Origin of the sequence: Pseudomonas sp. B28(2017), from assembly GCF_002113025.1 — a bacterium.
Lineage (GTDB): Bacteria > Pseudomonadota > Gammaproteobacteria > Pseudomonadales > Pseudomonadaceae > Aquipseudomonas.
On sequence record NZ_NEJH01000004.1, the window covers coordinates 129,487 to 146,049 of the forward strand.

Annotated in this window: 20 protein-coding genes and 4 tRNA genes; 4 read left to right on the plus strand and 20 right to left on the minus strand. The window is 59.0% G+C overall.

The annotated features are described in order from the left end of the window. Positions 1–5: 5 nt before the first annotated feature. From CAF65_RS13240 to gltX, 9 genes are all read right to left on the minus strand, one after another. On the minus strand, positions 6–965 hold the full coding sequence (locus CAF65_RS13240) for a tRNA-dihydrouridine synthase (protein ID WP_085716668.1): 960 nt from the start codon (positions 963–965) through the stop codon (positions 6–8). Positions 966–1,119: 154 nt separating this feature from the next. Further along, positions 1,120–1,569 carry a thioesterase family protein gene (locus tag CAF65_RS13245; protein WP_085716669.1) on the minus strand — a complete coding sequence of 150 codons (450 nt, stop codon included), beginning with the start codon at positions 1,567–1,569 and terminating at the stop codon, positions 1,120–1,122. Between the two features lie 49 nt (positions 1,570–1,618). Then, complete coding sequence (locus tag CAF65_RS13250; RefSeq protein ID WP_085716670.1) at positions 1,619–2,452, minus strand: alpha/beta fold hydrolase; 834 nt, start codon at positions 2,450–2,452, stop codon at positions 1,619–1,621. Between the two features lie 29 nt (positions 2,453–2,481). Continuing rightward, positions 2,482–3,021, minus strand: a complete 540-nt coding sequence (locus CAF65_RS13255; protein ID WP_085716671.1) for a TetR/AcrR family transcriptional regulator — start codon at positions 3,019–3,021, stop codon at positions 2,482–2,484. Between the two features lie 183 nt (positions 3,022–3,204). Continuing rightward, positions 3,205–3,280 (minus strand) — tRNA-Glu (locus CAF65_RS13260). 80 nt (positions 3,281–3,360) lie between these two features. Continuing rightward, positions 3,361–3,436, minus strand: a tRNA-Ala gene (locus CAF65_RS13265). Between the two features lie 53 nt (positions 3,437–3,489). Then, a tRNA-Glu gene (locus CAF65_RS13270) sits at positions 3,490–3,565 on the minus strand. 79 nt (positions 3,566–3,644) lie between these two features. Next, positions 3,645–3,720, minus strand: a tRNA-Ala gene (locus CAF65_RS13275). 203 nt (positions 3,721–3,923) lie between these two features. After that, positions 3,924–5,405: a glutamate--tRNA ligase gene (gene gltX / locus CAF65_RS13280; protein WP_085716672.1), complete on the minus strand. Its 1,482-nt coding sequence runs from the start codon at positions 5,403–5,405 to the stop codon at positions 3,924–3,926. A gap of 241 nt (positions 5,406–5,646) precedes the next feature. Here gltX and CAF65_RS13285 point away from each other — a divergent pair, with 241 nt between their 5' ends. Together CAF65_RS13285 and CAF65_RS13290 are read left to right on the plus strand one after the other, a co-directional pair. Continuing rightward, positions 5,647–6,735 carry an HlyD family secretion protein gene (locus CAF65_RS13285; RefSeq protein WP_085716673.1) on the plus strand — a complete coding sequence of 363 codons (1,089 nt, stop codon included), beginning with the start codon at positions 5,647–5,649 and terminating at the stop codon, positions 6,733–6,735. A gap of 49 nt (positions 6,736–6,784) precedes the next feature. Beyond that, a complete protein-coding gene (locus CAF65_RS13290; RefSeq protein WP_178076698.1) occupies positions 6,785–8,275 on the plus strand; it encodes an MDR family MFS transporter in 1,491 nt (496 codons plus the stop codon). A 72-nt stretch (positions 8,276–8,347) separates the two neighbouring features. On the opposite strand, the gene CAF65_RS13295 is transcribed toward CAF65_RS13290, so the two are convergent. From CAF65_RS13295 to CAF65_RS13305, 3 genes are all read right to left on the minus strand, one after another. Beyond that, positions 8,348–8,692, minus strand: a complete 345-nt coding sequence (locus CAF65_RS13295; RefSeq protein WP_085716675.1) for a YegP family protein — start codon at positions 8,690–8,692, stop codon at positions 8,348–8,350. 107 nt (positions 8,693–8,799) lie between these two features. Next, complete coding sequence (locus CAF65_RS13300) at positions 8,800–9,105, minus strand: ribbon-helix-helix domain-containing protein (RefSeq protein ID WP_007982997.1); 306 nt, start codon at positions 9,103–9,105, stop codon at positions 8,800–8,802. A gap of 14 nt (positions 9,106–9,119) precedes the next feature. Continuing rightward, a complete protein-coding gene (locus CAF65_RS13305; protein ID WP_085716676.1) occupies positions 9,120–9,701 on the minus strand; it encodes a DJ-1/PfpI family protein in 582 nt (193 codons plus the stop codon). Between the two features lie 268 nt (positions 9,702–9,969). On the opposite strand from CAF65_RS13305, the gene CAF65_RS13310 reads away from it, so the two are divergent. Next, positions 9,970–10,893, plus strand: coding sequence for a DMT family transporter (locus CAF65_RS13310; protein ID WP_085717050.1), 924 nt, complete (start codon positions 9,970–9,972; stop codon positions 10,891–10,893). Here the strand turns inward: CAF65_RS13310 and CAF65_RS13315 are convergent. From CAF65_RS13315 to CAF65_RS13325, 3 genes are all read right to left on the minus strand, one after another. Then, positions 10,841–12,058 carry an SAM-dependent methyltransferase gene (locus CAF65_RS13315; protein WP_085716677.1) on the minus strand — a complete coding sequence of 406 codons (1,218 nt, stop codon included), beginning with the start codon at positions 12,056–12,058 and terminating at the stop codon, positions 10,841–10,843. The two genes, CAF65_RS13310 and CAF65_RS13315, sit on opposite strands and share 53 nt — an antisense overlap. A 133-nt stretch (positions 12,059–12,191) precedes the next feature. Next, positions 12,192–12,554 (minus strand): hypothetical protein, encoded by a 363-nt coding sequence (locus CAF65_RS13320; RefSeq protein WP_085716678.1) that lies wholly within the window; start codon positions 12,552–12,554, stop codon positions 12,192–12,194. Positions 12,555–12,556: 2 nt separating this feature from the next. Then, entirely contained in the window at positions 12,557–12,835 is a 279-nt protein-coding gene (locus CAF65_RS13325) for an ogr/Delta-like zinc finger family protein (RefSeq protein ID WP_085716679.1), read from the minus strand. Positions 12,836–13,135: 300 nt separating this feature from the next. Between CAF65_RS13325 and CAF65_RS13330 the strand changes: the two genes are divergently transcribed. Then, positions 13,136–13,561 carry a helix-turn-helix domain-containing protein gene (locus tag CAF65_RS13330; RefSeq protein ID WP_178076689.1) on the plus strand — a complete coding sequence of 142 codons (426 nt, stop codon included), beginning with the start codon at positions 13,136–13,138 and terminating at the stop codon, positions 13,559–13,561. A 110-nt stretch (positions 13,562–13,671) separates the two neighbouring features. On the opposite strand, the gene CAF65_RS13335 is transcribed toward CAF65_RS13330, so the two are convergent. The 5 genes from CAF65_RS13335 to CAF65_RS13355 form a co-directional block, all read right to left on the minus strand. Then, positions 13,672–14,028, minus strand: coding sequence for a putative holin (locus tag CAF65_RS13335; RefSeq protein WP_057400766.1), 357 nt, complete (start codon positions 14,026–14,028; stop codon positions 13,672–13,674). Continuing rightward, complete coding sequence (locus tag CAF65_RS13340) at positions 14,015–14,317, minus strand: helix-turn-helix domain-containing protein (protein ID WP_085716680.1); 303 nt, start codon at positions 14,315–14,317, stop codon at positions 14,015–14,017. Before CAF65_RS13340 ends, CAF65_RS13335 begins: the two co-directional genes overlap by 14 nt. Positions 14,318–14,447: 130 nt before the next feature. Next, positions 14,448–15,065: a TPM domain-containing protein gene (locus CAF65_RS13345; protein WP_085716681.1), complete on the minus strand. Its 618-nt coding sequence runs from the start codon at positions 15,063–15,065 to the stop codon at positions 14,448–14,450. A 28-nt stretch (positions 15,066–15,093) separates the two neighbouring features. Then, on the minus strand, positions 15,094–15,849 hold the full coding sequence (locus CAF65_RS13350; protein ID WP_085716682.1) for a YgcG family protein: 756 nt from the start codon (positions 15,847–15,849) through the stop codon (positions 15,094–15,096). A gap of 37 nt (positions 15,850–15,886) precedes the next feature. Beyond that, the gene (locus tag CAF65_RS13355) at positions 15,887–16,492 is read right to left on the minus strand and encodes a LemA family protein (protein WP_085716683.1); all 606 of its coding nucleotides are present in this window, start codon (positions 16,490–16,492) and stop codon (positions 15,887–15,889) included. Positions 16,493–16,563 lie beyond the last annotated feature (71 nt).

Consider the following 16,563-nt stretch of genomic DNA (forward strand, 5'->3'; position numbering starts at 1 on the left):
AAATTTCAGGCCGCTTCCGCGACCGGCAAGCTCAGCAAACGCGAAACCTGGTCCGGTTCGGTCTCACGACGCAGGAGCGAAAACAGCTCTACCGCCTCAGGATAATTGCGGGTCAGCATCGCCAGCCATTGCTTCAGGCGCCCCGGTGATTGACGTGGCGTCATTTGCGCCCTGGCTTGCAGCCAGAAGCCCTGGATCAGCTGCAGCAACTCGGCCCAGGTCATCTCGACCACCTCTTCACCGGCCCGCGCCGCGGCGATCTGCCGGGCGAGATCCGGGCGCGAAACCAGGCCACGGCCGAGCATGATGTCTTCCACGCCACTGATCTCGCGGCAGCGACGCCAGTCTTCGACGCTCCAGATGTCGCCATTGGCGAACACCGGCACCTTGACCACGTCCTGCACGCGTGGAATCCACTCCCAGTGAGCCGGCGGCTTGTAGCCATCCACCTTGGTCCGCGCATGCACCACGATATGTTCCGCTCCGCCTTCGGCCAGGGCCGTGGCACACACCAGCGAACCGTCCGGACTGTCGAAGCCGAGGCGCATCTTGGCGGTGACCGGAATGTGCGCAGGGACGGCACGACGAACGTGCTCGACGATCTGGTTGAGCAGCTCGGGCTCCTTGAGCAGTACCGCGCCACCACGGGATTTGTTGACGGTTTTGGCCGGACAGCCGAAGTTCAGGTCGATCACTTCGGAACCCAGTTCGCAAGCCAGCGCGGCATTTTCTGCCAGGCAGACAGGATCGGAACCGAGCAGTTGCACACGCAGCGGCACGCCGGAGGCCGTTCGGGCACCGTTGAGCAGCTCCGGGCCGAACTTGTGGAAATAGGCAGGTGTCAGCAACTGGTCGTTGACCCGAATGAACTCGGTCACGCACCAGTCAATACCGCCCACGCGAGTCAGCACATCGCGCAGGATGTCGTCGACCAACCCCTCCATGGGCGCCAAAGCAATTTGCATGAAAAACACACTCGAGGAAAAACGTGCAGCAGTTTACTGGATTGCGCGAGAAACCGCAGATCCGTTGTGGGAGCGAGCCTGCTCGCGAAAGCGGTCTGTCATATACAGTGATGCTGGATTTGCCGCCGTCTTCGCGAGAAGGCTCGCTCCCACATCAGATTTTTGCTGACTCCAAAACATGCAACGCCGGGCCATAACCCTCGATGAACTCCGCCGGCATGCGCTTGGGCTTGCCCGTGGACAGCTCGATGCAGACGAAGGTGGTCTGCGCCCGCAGCAACGTCGAATTATCGCTGGGGCGCTTCAACTGGAAGTGACGGGTCATTTTCAGGCGCTGGTCCCAATCGACGATCCAGGTCGCCAATTGAAGCTCATCGCCATCATAGGCGGCTGCCAGGTAATCGATCTCGTGACGCACCACCGCCATCGCCCGGTCCAGCCGACGGTACTCGACCAGATCCAGGCCAAGGCGCTGGGAGTGGCGCCAGGCACAGCGTTCGAGCCAGGTCACATAGACCGCGTTGTTCGCATGCCCCAACCCGTCAATGTCCTCGGCGCCCACTTGCAGATCAATGATAAATGGCGTTTCCCGATCCCAGCCCATACCCCACTCCCCGGTCAGATAAATTCGACCGGGGCAGTGTAACGGATGCTCAAGCGGATTGGCGTGATTGCAGGCTGCGACCGGCCAGCAGTGATAACACACCATCAATCACCCGCGGGTCAGCCAATACACGCTGATGACCACCGCCCTTCAAGCGCAACAAGCGGCTGTCGAACCACGCTTCGTGGATCAACTCCGACTCGCTGACCGGGACAAAGCTGTCATCTTCGGCGTGAACGATCAGGCCGGGCATGTCGAGTTGATAGTGCGCAACATCGAGCATGGCGGCGCGCATGCCGACATCGCTCTCCACCTGGCGAATGAACGCCGAGCGGGCCTTCGGCGGCAGCCCCACATAACGGGCGAAGCCACGCAGCACGCCAAGAATCCGCGCCGGGGCGGCAATGCTGACCAGGGTTTCCGTGCGCAGCCCCAACTGGACCGCGAGCATGGCGCTGGCGCCTCCCATGGAGTGGCCGATGACCGCTTGCAAGGGTGGCAATTCGGCAGCCGCTTCAAGCATGGCGCGGGCGAACAGCACCACATTGGCCTCGTTGCCAGGTGAACGGCCGTGGGCCGGACCATCCAGGGCGACGACCGAGTAACCGGCTTCGACCAGCGCACTGATCAGGCTGGCAAATTGTGTCGGCCGACCTTCCCAGCCGTGCATCAGCATCACTGCCGGGCCTTGCCCCCAACGCAGGGCCGAAAGGCCAAACCGCAGGGTAATGCGCTCGGATCTCGCCAACAGCGGCAGCTCCCAGTCACGGGGCGGCAGATTCCGCGGAGTCATGAAGGCCAGTCGCATTTTGCTGGCGACCAGCTTCGGGGCAAACCAGCCCAAGGTGCCATTAACGCCACGAACCCACTTTAACGCGCTCATCGCATTCTCCTCAGGCCGCAGCCTTCAGGTCAGCGCACTGCCGATTTGGCGGCGCGCAGCAATCGATCGGACAGCTCTCCCGGCCCCAGCGCCCGCGCCAGAGCCAGCCCACCCACCATCAAGGCCATATCGGCCAGGGCTTTTTCGGTTTCTTCAGGACTGGCCGCCAACTGCGCGACCATCATTTCCATATGCTCATTCAGCGCGGCACGAAACGCTTCCGGCAGCCGCCCCAGTTCGCCGACCGAAGCCGGGATAGGACAGGCCGATTCGGAGGAATCACGATGCTTGCGCGACAGGTAAAACGCTGCCACCAGAGCGCGGCGCTCTTCGCCGGTCAACTCCGCGTCCATGTCGGCAATCAGGTCGCGACGGTGACCGAGCAATTGCTTGAACGCCTCGAGCATCATCGCGTCCTTGCTTTCGAAGTGTGCGTAGAAGCCGCCGACCGTCAGGCCCGCCGCCCCCATCACTTCGCCCACACTTGGCTCGGCCGGGCCGCGCTGAATCAGCGCTGCGCTGGCAGCCTTGAGGATGCGTTCGCGGGTTTGAGCTTTTTTATCGTTCATCGTTGCCTCCGAATATTACGACTAGAATATTATTCTCATAATAATTTTACGCAAGTCGTGGATGTGACCGCTGGTCTGAAGAACAGTTTGGAAAGAAATGGGGGATTTGGCCAAACGCCAGACAAACAAAAGGGCCATTCAATAATTGAATGACCCTTATAAATCCCGCAAAGCGGGTAATCGTGGCGTCCCCTAGGGGACTCGAACCCCTGTTACCGCCGTGAAAGGGCGGTGTCCTAGGCCACTAGACGAAGGGGACACAAACCCTTCTATACAACTGATCAGTGCTGAGAACTGATCGATTCAAGGCCGGTGTGGCCAGACCTTGAACTGTAAAATTGGTGGAGCTAGACGGGATCGAACCGTCGACCTCTTGCATGCCATGCAAGCGCTCTCCCAGCTGAGCTATAGCCCCGGATTTTTCGCCTCGCGGCGGAGCGACATCTTGTAACATCGCTTCTGTAAAACTGGCGTCCCCTAGGGGACTCGAACCCCTGTTACCGCCGTGAAAGGGCGGTGTCCTAGGCCACTAGACGAAGGGGACGCAAACCCTTCCATACAACAGATCAACGCTGAGTGTTGATCGCTTCAAGGCCGGGGTGGCCAGACCTTGAAGTGTAAATTGGTGGAGCTAGACGGGATCGAACCGTCGACCTCTTGCATGCCATGCAAGCGCTCTCCCAGCTGAGCTATAGCCCCTCATCGTTGATGTCATCGCTGAGGACGGGGCGAATCTTAAGGGTGTATCGAAAGCCTGTCAAACTTATTTTTCAAAAAAATTAAAATTTTTTGTCGGCATAACAATCACTTACCGCCCTCCCCCCGAAAAATCGGGAGTCTGAGGGCCACTGCGCGCCCAACGACGGGCGTACACAATGGCCATCAGTCCTGCATCAAGCGTGTCAGGCGATAGCGCCCAACAGTTTTTCCCACTCTTTGTTTTCTTTCTTCGACACACCGCCCAACAGGTCAATGGCCTGGCGCAGACGGAAACGGGTCAGATCCGGCCCGAGAATTTCCATCGCATCAAGCACCGACACCGAGCTAGCCTGGCCCGTGATCGCTGCGAACATCAGCGGCATGGCATCACGCAGCTTCAGTTCCAGGGACTCGACCACGGCCTGAATGGTCGCGGTGATGCTGTCTTTCTCCCACTGACGCAGGCTTTCGAGCTTCCACAGGATCAACTGCATCAGCTGACGGACCTGATCGCCCGACAGTTTCTTGGATTCGAACAACTTCGCATCCGGGTTCACGCCACCGGCAAAGAAGAACCCGGCCAGCGGTGCCACCTGGCTGAAGGTTTCGACCCGGCCCTGCACGTGCGGCGCGATCTTCATCATGTATTCGGAATTGAACGCCCACTTCTGCACGCGTACGGCGAACTCTTCCACCGGCAGATCACGCAGCCACTGGCCGTTGAGCCACGACAGTTTCTCGATGTCGAAGATCGGTCCGCCCAGAGACACGCGCTTCAGATCGAAGTTGTCGACCATTTCCTGCAGCGAGAACTTCTCGCGCTCGTCCGGCATCGACCAGCCCATGCGCCCCAGGTAGTTGAGCATCGCTTCGGGCATGAAGCCCATGCGCTCGTAGAACGTCACCGAGGTCGGGTTCTTGCGCTTGGACAGCTTGCTCTTGTCCGGGTTACGCAGCAGCGGCATGTAGCACAGCTCCGGTTGTTCCCAGCCGAAGTACTCGTAAAGCAGGATCAGCTTGGGCGCCGATGGCAGCCACTCTTCGCCGCGCAATACATGGGTGATGCCCATCAGATGATCGTCAACCACGTTGGCCAGGAAGTACGTCGGCAGGCCGTCGGTCTTCATCAGGACTTGCATGTCCATGCGGTCCCACGGGATTTCAACGTCGCCGCGCAGCATGTCCGGCACCACGCAGACGCCTTCGCTCGGTACTTTCATACGAATGACGTGCGGCTCGCCAGCCGCCAGGCGACGGGCGACTTCTTCCTTGGACAACAGCAGCGCGCGGCCGTCGTAACGCGGGGTTTCACCGCGCGCCATCTGCTCGGCACGCATCTGGTCCAGCTCTTCGGCGGTGCAGAAGCACGGGAAGGCATGCCCCATGTCGACCAGTTGCTGGCAATATTTCTGGTAAATGTCGCCGCGCTCACTTTGACGATACGGACCGTGCGGGCCGCCGACGTCCGGGCCTTCGCTCCAGTCGATCCCCAGCCAGCGCAAGGCGTCGAAAATCTGCTGTTCGGACTCGCGGGTCGAACGCAGTTGGTCGGTGTCTTCGATCCGCAGGATGAACTCACCGCCGTGCTGCTTGGCAAAGCAGTAGTTGAACAAGGCGATGTAGGCGGTACCTACGTGGGGATCCCCGGTAGGCGATGGCGCGATGCGAGTGCGGACGGTGGTCATGGCATGTCTCGAAAAGATAAAAAGCGAAGTTCAAAGCGAACTTCAAACAAGAGCCGAATGGTAACAGGCGACACAGGCCAGGCTCCAGCGAACAGGGCATTTAAGCCAAGGTTGCGTCTGTAACGCCCGTATGGCGTGGTGAATGGCCGAATCTCAGCCGATGGCATTTACCGTTTATCGGCTGTATGCCAGATTTGCCTGCTGATAACTTCTCTTACAATTTCTAGACTACAGTTTGCCCATGCCTGCCCAACTCAAGCGTCGCCTCTTCACATTCCTGCTGATTGTCCTGCTGATCGGCGGGGGCCTGTTTGCCCATTGGCTGTTCAAGGGGCGCTTTTATGAAAGCACCGACAACGCTTATGTCCAGGGCGAAATCACCCGTGTGTCGAGCCAATTGGGCGCGCGTATCGATCGGGTGCTGGTGCAGGACAACCAGCATGTCGAGAAAGGCCAGTTGCTGATCAAACTCGAAGGCGACGACTTCCGCCTCGCTGTCGACCGTGCCAACGCGACCCTCGCCACCCGTGAGGCCGAACGCCTGCAAGCCCAGAGCAAACTGACCCAGCAGGCCAGCCTGATTGCCGCCAGCGAAGCGCAAGTTGCGTCCAGCCAGGCCAGCCTGGGCCGTTCGCAGATCGACCTGACCCGCGCCGAGACCTTGCGTAAACCCGGCTATGTCTCGGAAGAACGGGTGACCACCCTCTCCGCCGACAACCATATCGCCCGCTCTCAAGTGGCCAAGGCCCAGGCTGACGCGCAAAGTCAGCGTCAGCAGGTCAATGCTCTGACCGCCGAGATCAAACGTCTCGACGCTCAGATCGCCAACGCCAGGACCGATCTCGCCCAGGCCGAACTGAACCTGACCCGCAGCGAAATCCACGCACCCATCAGCGGCCTGATCGGCCAGCGTGCAGCCCGCGAAGGCCAATACGTGCAGGCCGGCGCCTACCTGCTGTCGATCGTGCCGGACGAAGACATCTGGATTCAGGCCAACTTCAAGGAAACCCAGATCGGCCACATGCAGCCCGGACAGAAGGCCGAGCTGACCTTCGACGCCTACAGCGACACCCCGATCGAAGCCCGGGTCGACAGCCTGTTTGCCGCCTCGGGCGCACAGTTCAGCCTGTTGCCGCCGGACAATGCCACGGGCAACTTCACCAAAGTCGTACAACGGATTCCGGTAAAACTGACCTTCGCCGCGAATAACCCGTTGCGTGGCAAGATCCGCCCGGGCATGTCGGTGACCGCCAAGGTGAACATCAAGGACGCCCCTGACGATGTCACCACCAAAGTGAGCAGCAAAGACGCCCCTGACGATGGCCGGTGATCAACTGATCCGCCCGGTTGGCGAACCGACCCGGCGGGACTGGATCGCGGTGATGAGCGTGATGCTCGGCGCCTTCATGGCGGTGCTGGACATCCAGATCACCAACTCCTCGCTCAAGGATATCCAGGGCGCGCTGTCGGCAACCCTGGAAGAAGGCTCGTGGATTTCCACCTCCTACCTGGTGGCGGAAATCATCATGATCCCGCTCACCGCCTGGCTCGTGCAGTTGCTGTCGGCGCGGCGCCTGGCGGTTTGGGTGTCCCTCGGGTTTCTCGCGGCCTCCCTGCTCTGCTCCATGGCCTGGAGCCTGGAAAGCATGATCGTGTTTCGCGCCCTGCAAGGGTTTACCGGCGGCGCGCTGATTCCACTGGCATTCACCCTGACCCTGACCAAGCTCCCGGAACACCACCGCGCCAAAGGCATGGCCATGTTCGCCATGACCGCCACCTTCGCCCCCTCCATCGGCCCGACTCTCGGTGGCTGGCTGACGGAGAACTGGGGCTGGGAATACATCTTCTACATCAACATCCCGCCCGGCCTGATCATGATCGCCGGCCTGATGTACGGCCTGGAGAAAAAACAAGCGCACTGGGAATTACTGAAAAGCACTGACTACGCCGGCATTCTCACCCTCGGCGTCGGGCTCGGCTGCCTGCAGGTGTTTCTGGAGGAAGGTCATCGCAAGGACTGGCTGGAGTCGAGCCTGATCGTGACCCTGGGCAGCATTGCGCTGGTCAGTCTGATCACCTTTGTGATCGTGCAGTTTTCCAAACCCAATCCGCTGATCAACCTCGGCATCCTCGGCAACCGCAACTTCGGCTTATCCAGTATTTCCAGCGTCGGGATGGGAGTCGGGCTGTACGGCTCGATCTACCTGTTGCCGCTATACCTAGCGCAGATCCAGAACTACAACGCCCTGCAGATCGGCGAAGTGATCATGTGGATGGGCGTGCCACAACTGTTTCTGATTCCGCTGGTGCCCAAGCTGATGAAATTTGTCTCGCCGAAATGGCTATGTACGCTGGGCTTCGGGCTGTTCGGGTTGGCGAGTTTTTCTTCGGGGGTGCTGAACCCGGACTTTGCCGGGCCACAGTTCAATCAGATCCAGATCATCCGCGCCCTGGGGCAACCGATGATCATGGTGACCATCTCGCTGATCGCCACCTCCTACATCCTGCCCCAGGATGCCGGCTCGGCGTCGAGCCTGTTCAACATCCTGCGCAACCTCGGCGGAGCCATCGGCATCGCCCTGCTCGCCACACTGCTGGATGCGCGGACCAAGGTTTACTTTGACTACCTGCGTGAATCCATCGTGCCGAGCAATCCGCAGGTGGCTGAACGCCTGGCATCGTTGACCAACACGCTGGGCAACGAAACGGCGGCACTGGGCAAGCTCAGCGAGATAGCCCATCAACAGGCGTCGATCATGGCCTACAACGATGCATTTCATTTTGTCGGGATTGCGCTGGGGATCAGCATGGTGGCGGTGTTGTTGACCAGGAAATTGCCGGAGGGGTTGAAGGCGGGCGAAGTGCACTAATCCTGAAAGATTTGCAGCGTTCATTCGGACGCCTTCGCGAGCAAGACCGCACACAAGGGATGTGTGTTGATCTCAAAGCACCGGCAACGTCTTGTCCTTGACCACTTTGCTCGGGCCATTAGCCTTCACGCTGGCGATGCCTTTCTCCATGGCCGCATCAGAGGAATAGGCCTCGCTGCTGCCGATGATCTCGTGGTTACCCGCCTTGAGGTTGAAATACGGATGGCCATCCTTGGTGGTTTTCTTCTCGTAACGCTCATCCAGCGGGCTGTTGGCCTGGACCGAGGCGATGCCTTTGCCGACGGCGGCGTGGGTGGTGTACAGCTCGCTGGTCAGAATGGTCTCGGCGTTGGCCGCCTTGAGCACAAACCTGAACTGGCCATTGCTGCTTTTGCTTACTTCATACCATCCGGACATGCTTTTTCTCCTTGGCGATTGAGAGGTTGCGCGCTTCAGAGTAAAGACCAAGCCGGGATTTCTGTCGCCTGTACGGCTTGCCCGCGAAGGGGGCGACGCAGTTTTGACTACTTCACCACTGCCCGCACCACCGACAACTCCGGCACCTGAGTCCGGCGCTGACTCAGATACCGCGTACAACTCACCCGCAAGAACGAGGCGAAATTGACCACTTCGCCGCGATAGTCCATCACCTCTTCATACAGCTTGGCGATCAACTGATTGGTAGTCATACCATCAACCTCGGCGATTTCGCTGAGGATGTCCCAGAACTGATTTTCCAGCCGCAGGGTGGTGACCACACCGCAGATGCGCAGCGAGCGGGAGCGCGATTCGTAAAGAATCGGGTCGGCTTTGACGTACAGCTCGCACATGGACATGTCCCTCGCTACAGCATGATCCTGGTACCCAGCAGCCCCAGGAATCCGGCCAGCCAGTTCGGGTGCGCAGGCCAGGCCGGAGCCGTGGCCAGATTGCCCTGAACATGGCCGTCCGTCACCGGAATTTCGATATACGTACCGCCCGCCAGCCGCACTTCCGGAGCGCAGGCCGGATAAGCGCTGCATTCGCGACCTTCGAGAACACCCGCTGCCGCCAGCAACTGCGCACCATGACACACGGCGGCGATCGGTTTACCGGCCCTGTCGAATGCGCGCACCAGCTCCAGGACCTTTTCGTTCAGGCGCAGGTACTCCGGCGCACGGCCGCCCGGAATCAACACGGCATCATAATCGGCGGCGTTGACCTTGGCGAAATCGAAGTTGAGGGCAAACAGGTGACCGGGTTTTTCACTGTAGGTCTGGTCGCCTTCAAAGTCATGGATCGCCGTGCGCACAGTCTGGCCGGCGGTTTTGTCCGGGCAAACAGCGTGCACTGTGTGGCCGACCATCAGCAACGCCTGGAACGGCACCATCACTTCATAGTCTTCGACGTAATCACCGACCAGCATCAGAATTTTTTTCGCAGCCATGGGGAGGACTCCTCTGGAAGTGGGCGTGCAGGAGTATTCAAGGTAGTCCGATTTCGTTGGAGTGGGTAATAACCAGCTACTACCGTGTAATCGTTCTTCGCGAGCAGGTCCGCTCCCACAAGAACGACGCAACTCCTGTGGGAGCGAGCCTGCTCGCGAAGAGACCCCAAAACTGTACGGATAACTCTGCACCTAGCTGTAACAGCGGCTTACCCCAGGTTTATGGCTAGATAACGACATCTCTCCCCCCATGAATCTGGTTGCCATCATGTCCTCGCGCGAAAACACCGGCATGGCCCTGGGCCTGCTCGGCGTTGTGATCTTCAGCCTCACCCTGCCCTTCACGCGGATTGTCGTGCAGGAACTCCACCCGCTGCTCAATGGCCTGGGCCGGGCACTGTTTGCGGCGGTTCCGGCGGCGTTACTGTTGTTGTGGCACCGGGAAAAATGGCCGACCTGGAAACAGGTAAAAGGCCTGTCGCTGGTGATGGCCGGGGTGATCCTGGGTTTCCCGGTATTGTCGGCCTGGGCCATGCAAACCTTGCCGGCGTCCCACGGCGCGCTGGTCAACGGTTTACAGCCGCTGTGCGTGGCGCTGTACGCCGCGTGGTTGTCCCACGAACGACCTTCGAAAGCCTTCTGGGGCTGTGCCGCATTGGGCAGTGCGTTGGTGCTCGGTTATGCACTGATCAGCGGTGCCGGCAGTATTCAGGCCGGTGACTTGCTGATGCTTGGCGCCATTGCAGTGGGTGGACTGGGGTACGCCGAGGGAGGTCGACTGGCCAGGGAGATGGGTGGCTGGCAGGTGATCTGCTGGGCGCTGGTGCTGTCGACGCCGCTGCTGATCGGCCCGGTGGTGTATCTGGCGCTGCAACATCAGGGCGAGATTTCCGCCAAGACCTGGTGGGCCTTCGGCTACGTCTCGCTATTTTCGCAGTTCATCGGCTTCTTCGCCTGGTACGCCGGGCTGGCCATGGGCGGCATTGCCCGGGTCAGTCAGATCCAGTTGCTGCAGATTTTCTTCACCATCGCCTTCTCGGCACTGTTCTTCGGTGAACATGTGGAGCCGATTACCTGGCTATTTGCTGGCGGGGTGATCGTGACGGTGATGCTGGGACGCAAGACCGCGATCAAACCAGCTATGGGAGGTGACCGTCAGCGCGCAGCAACGTTTCCAGGCAATGCTCGGTGATGTGGTAGAAGTCCTTCAACGCCTGGATTTTCGCCAACAGTTGAGCCGGATCGACCGGCTCGGCGCGCTTGACCGCCAGGATCATCTTGTTCTTGTTGGTGTGGTCCAGCGAGATGAACTCGAACACCTTGGTCTCGTAGCCGCAGGCCTCAAGGAACAACGCGCGTAAACTGTCGGTGACCATCTCCGCCTGCTGGCCCAGGTGCAAGCCGTATTGCAGCATCGGCTTGAGCAACGCCGGGCTCTGGATTTGCAGGCGGATCTGTTTGTGGCAGCACGGTGAGCACATGATGATCGCCGCGCCGGAGCGTATCCCGGTGTGGATCGCATAGTCGGTGGCGATATCGCAGGCATGCAGGGCGATCATCACGTCCAGCTCGCTCGGTGCCACGCTGCGCACGTCACCGCACTTGAACACCAGGCCGGGGTGTTCAAGCCTGGCGGCCGCCGCGTTGCACAGGGTGACCATGTCTTCACGCAGCTCGACGCCGGTCACTTCGCCTTCGGCCTTCAAGGTGTTGCGCAGGTAATCGTGGATGGCGAAGGTCAGGTACCCCTTGCCCGAACCGAAGTCTGCTACACGCACCGGTTTGTCCAGTGCCAGGGGTGACGAGGTCAGCGCATGGCTGAACACTTCGATGAACTTGTTGATCTGCTTCCACTTGCGCGACATCGCCGGGATCAACTCATGCTGCTTGTTGGTCACCCCCAGGTCGGTGAGAAACGGCCGGCTCAGGTCAAGAAAACGGTTTTTCTCACGGTTGTGCTCGGCCGTTGGCACTTCGCGCAATTGCTGAGGTTTGCTCTTGAACAGCGATGACTTGCCCTTTTTGCTGTATTCGAGCTGGGCTTCGTCGGTCAACGACAATAAATGCGCATTTTTGAACGACGCCGGCAGCAGCCCGGCAATGCTCGCCACGCCTTCGGCCAGCGGCAGGTTCTTGGTGATATCGCGAGTCTTGTAGCGGTAGACAAAAGACAGGCAAGGCTGCGCCTTGACCGTCACCGGCTTGATGATGATCCGCTGCAGGTCCGTTTCATCCCCCGCGTACTTGGCCAGCACCAGTTTGATGAACGCATTGTGCTCGATGCTGGTCTGCAGCAGGTCGATGAACTGGGCGTGATGATCCGGCACGAGGCTGGCGGGAGTGGCGGTGACAGACATGGAAAAACGGCCTCAGGGCGATGCAAATCGAAGAATGCCGGTATTTTAAGGGGGACGAGGACTTTGGGCACGGGGTTATTTTGTGGCAGGTCCCAGCCATGCGGCCCAGGACCTCGATACAACCTTTGAAACCTCAGGGTTCCACCAGTCGAAGCCTGCGGCTGTTCGGCGAATTGATGATGTGTTTGACGATCAGCCCCACTGGTACTGCCCAGGTCAGCCCGTTGGCGGGATCAGTCACCACGGCAACCGTTTCGGAACTTGCATCAATGTCCAGACGACGACGGTCGTTGCACGATTTGAGTACGCCGTAGGCATGGCTAACCAGCCTTTCCGCCAGGTGCATCGGTACATCCATATTCTGCAAATGCTTCACCGCACGACAAAACAGGACTTGATCATCGCTCCCCCCTTCACTTTCATGACGCCCCAGAAACGCCTGGGCTATAGCCAATAGCTCCTCATTCAGATCTGCATCTTGATCGATGACCTTCATGTTCACCTCTCCTGCGGCACTTCTGGCGTGGCAGGACTGACTGCAACAGGCCCGGCGGCACGGCGCAAATCGGGTCCGGCGCAAGGCAGGCGTACCGCCGGATTGGGCATGCCACTAGGCGAAAGTTCATGGGTCATTTCAAATTCGGCGCGTACCGACCAGCCGCACGCTTCCGACGTACATTGCAGGTACGCCACCCGCAGGAAAATATGTCGGCCCTCACTGGTGCGGATACGCATCCTGTTCAAGCAGTGCGGGCACACCATTTTATAAGTACTCATGCTTGACTCCCGGCGGTCATTGGGTGGCAATCAACCTGATCAAACGCAATACTGTTTGATAAGTTCTTTGTGGTATTCCGGCCTTGTGAGCAGTGCCTGCCAGACATAAGGAAATGCATCGGGCAGACCTGTAATGGGTTTGAGCCAAGCTCGTAGGAAATCACCCTGATACCATTAGGAAGTTTCGACATAGTATTCTTCTGACTCATCTTTAATGATTGATTACTTACAAGAAAAAAAGTACTCATTACGCATAAATTAGGCACTCAAAAAGCATATGTCAAAAGGAAGAGGCTCAAATTGCGTAGCAAAAAATCACAAGCTGTTCTGGCTCGCCTGAAGCAAGTTACTGGTACAAAAACCGATGCTTCTTTATCCTCCGCGCTAAAGATCAGCCCGCAAACCCTTAGTAGTTGGCGCGGCCGCGACAGCACACCATACTCATTATGCGTAGAAATTGCCCAAGCCCGGGGAATATCCCTTGACTGGCTGCTGCTGGGTGAAGGGCCGACTCTGAGACAAAAAGTTACTGATTCCTCGGAAGCCAATCAGGAAAGCACAACACGGGAAAACACCATTCTCGCGCTCTGGCGGCTGCTCGGCGAAGATGATCGCTGCGCCATACAAAACGCACTCGAGGAAAAACAACGACTGCGCGATATGGAACTCAGACTTTCCGAAATGGCCTCTATTCTGGCGACACTTAAACCTTCGAATGAAACTTGATGACCTGCCGGCAATGAAGTTATTCGTCGCACTGACAACACGCCAGCCTGAACTCACGATTCCAGCGAGTAACGTCTGTCACCCCGCCAAAGCAACCCTTTCACGACCTGTCATTTTCGCCCTCGCAGGTGTCGAATGATTTCGCCGATACCGGCGCTATCGATCCATTGCATGAGTTTGATGCTGATGGGAATAACGATCAGCGCACAAAGAAAGGCTGTTACGCCTGCTGTCAGAAAAGGCGCCAGCGGATGCGCGACAGGCGTAAAGAGGTAACCGACACCGGCGGACAGCAACCAGGAGCCGATGCGCTGCCAGGCCTTGAAATCAGTGCGAGTGGTAGTGACCAGCCACGCGCCAAGCATTGCACCGAACAGCGCCTCGCCATCAACTACCGGCAGTGTGGCAATCCCCATTCCCAACATCAGCCCACTGATACCGTTGTAGGTCGAATCAGTCAGGCTCATGCGCACCTCGCGCAACTACCGAGTCCACGAGGATCGCTCCCGACTCGATCGCCTTGAGCAATGCACCAGTGCGAGAGCTGACGTCGAACTTTCGTCGAATATTGGCGAAGTGAAAATTGACGGTGGATTCCGTGCAATTCTCGATCCTGGCGATTTCCCAGGAAGTCTTGCCCTTGAAACACCACATCAGGATTTGAGTTTCTTTCGCCGTCAGCTTCGCCGTTGGCGTACTTTTCTCTTCGCCAGGAGCTACCCGTGCCAAAGAGTCATTCGATTGTTGGGTTGACATAAGAATCCCTCTACATGAGAACACCCGTCGCTGGGCATCCACTGTTAGAGAGAAATACTGACGACAAGGCCGAACCCGGACAATTGACGGGAGTTGTAGCGGCGAGCACTACACAACGCCATGCCAGGACCTAGCCGAGCACCACCAACCGGTTCGGCAACTCATTGCGCACATGGGTCACGGGTACATGCACCTTTAGCAGTTCGCCGCAGGCTTCGATGCAACTGATAAACCCTTGCAGCGTCTGTCCCTGCTTCACCTGCTGGGTGAACGTGGCGACGATCGCGTTCCAGTTCTTGTTGTCCAGGCGACTGGATATCCCTTCATCCACCAGGATCTCCACATAACGCTCGGCCTCGGAAACAAAAATCAGCACGCCGGTGCGGCCTTCGGTGTGGTGCAGGTTCTGCTCCAGAAACTGCCGGCGCGCCAGGTTCGAGGCGCGCCAGTGGCGCACCGAGCGCGGGATCAGGCGGGTGGTGACTTTCGGCAGGCGGAACACCAGGCACAGGATGATGAAGATGGCCCATTGCACCATCAGCAGGCTATGCATGGTCAGCCAACCAGTGAGGTAATGCACGATGCCCGGCACCAGCAGCGCCAGCAGGCTGGCCCACAGCAACGGGATATACGCATAGTCGTCGGCGCGGGCCGCGAGCACGGTCACCAGCTCTGCATCGGTATCGCGCTCGACCCGGGCAATTGCCTCGGCAACTTTGCGTTGTTCGTGTTCAGTCAGTAATGCCATGTCGTGAATTGCCTGCTCGTTTTTATTGTCACCAGCCGCCGGACGAACCACCCCCGCCGAAACTGCCCCCGCCGCCGCTGAAGCCTCCCCCTCCACCGCCACCGCCAAATCCACCACCGCCAAAGCTGCCCCCGGATCCACCGGAGCCGCCCCGGCCGGCGGGAAGGATACCGAGCATCTGGCACACAAAAACAGTCAGGATGAACAACATCACCAAAAACACCAGCAACCCGGGATGCCGCGAGACAAAATCGTCCCCCGGATCGCCTCTGGATTCATACGCCGTGGAGGGTTCATCCAAGGGGTTACCGCCCAGCACCACCAGCATCGCCGCCACGCCGTCACTGATGCCTTTACTGAAGTTGCCGGTCTTGAACGCCGGGGCGATGACCCGGTTGATGATCACCGAACTCTGGGCGTCCGTCAGTCGGTCCTCCAGGCCGTAGCCGACTTCGATGCGAAGTTTGTGCTCGTTGCGGGCGACGATCAGCAAGGCGCCGTTGTTCTTGCCCTTCTGCCCGATGCCCCAATGGCGACCCAGTTGATAACCGAAGTCGGCGATATCGGTGCCTTGCAAATCCGGCAAAGTCACTACCACAAGCTGTTCGCCGGTGGCTTGCTCATGGGCCTGAAGTTGCCGAGTGAGTTGCTCGCGCACCGATGGCTCGATCATCTGCGCATTGTCGACCACCCGGCCGGTCAGCGCCGGGAAGCTCAGTTCGGCCCGGGCCGTGATCATCACCACCCACAACAACAGCAACAGGCCTGTTTTCAGGACGCGCATGGGTAACCTCTTGCGTGGTGACGCCGATGACCGCTGTTCAGAATTTGACCTCGGGGGCCTTTTCCGAACCCGGTGAGGCCTCGAAGGTCTCGCGCACCGACAGGTCGCTGTACATCACGCTGTGCCACAGGCGTCCAGGGAACGTACGGATCTCGGTGTTGTACTTCTGCACCGCAAGGATGAAATCACGCCGGGCCACGCTGATCCGGTTCTCGGTGCCTTCAAGCTGTGATTGCAAGGCGAGAAAGTTCTGATTGGCCTTGAGGTCCGGATAACGCTCGGAGACCACCATCAAACGACTCAAGGCACCACTGAGCTGATCCTGGGCCTGCTGGTACTGCTTGAGTTTTTCCGGGTTGTCGAGGGTCGAGGCATCCACCTGGATCGACGTGGCCTTGGCCCGGGCCTCAATGACCGCGGTTAGTGTCTCTTCTTCATGCCTGGCGTAGCCCTTGACGGTTTCCACCAGATTGGGAATCAGGTCGGCGCGCCGCTGATACTGGTTCTGTACCTGCCCCCAGGCGGCCTTGGCCTGTTCGTCGAGGGTCGGGATGTTGTTGATCCCGCAGGCGGTCAGCAACGTGGCCAGCACCAGCAGCGTGACGACCTGCAAACGCAAACGGTAGGTTGGACTTACATTCATCAGAATGACGCTCCCTTGTACATTTCATGAAAAAACCGAGCGTGAAACCTTCTGAGCCGGGTCTTGGGGCA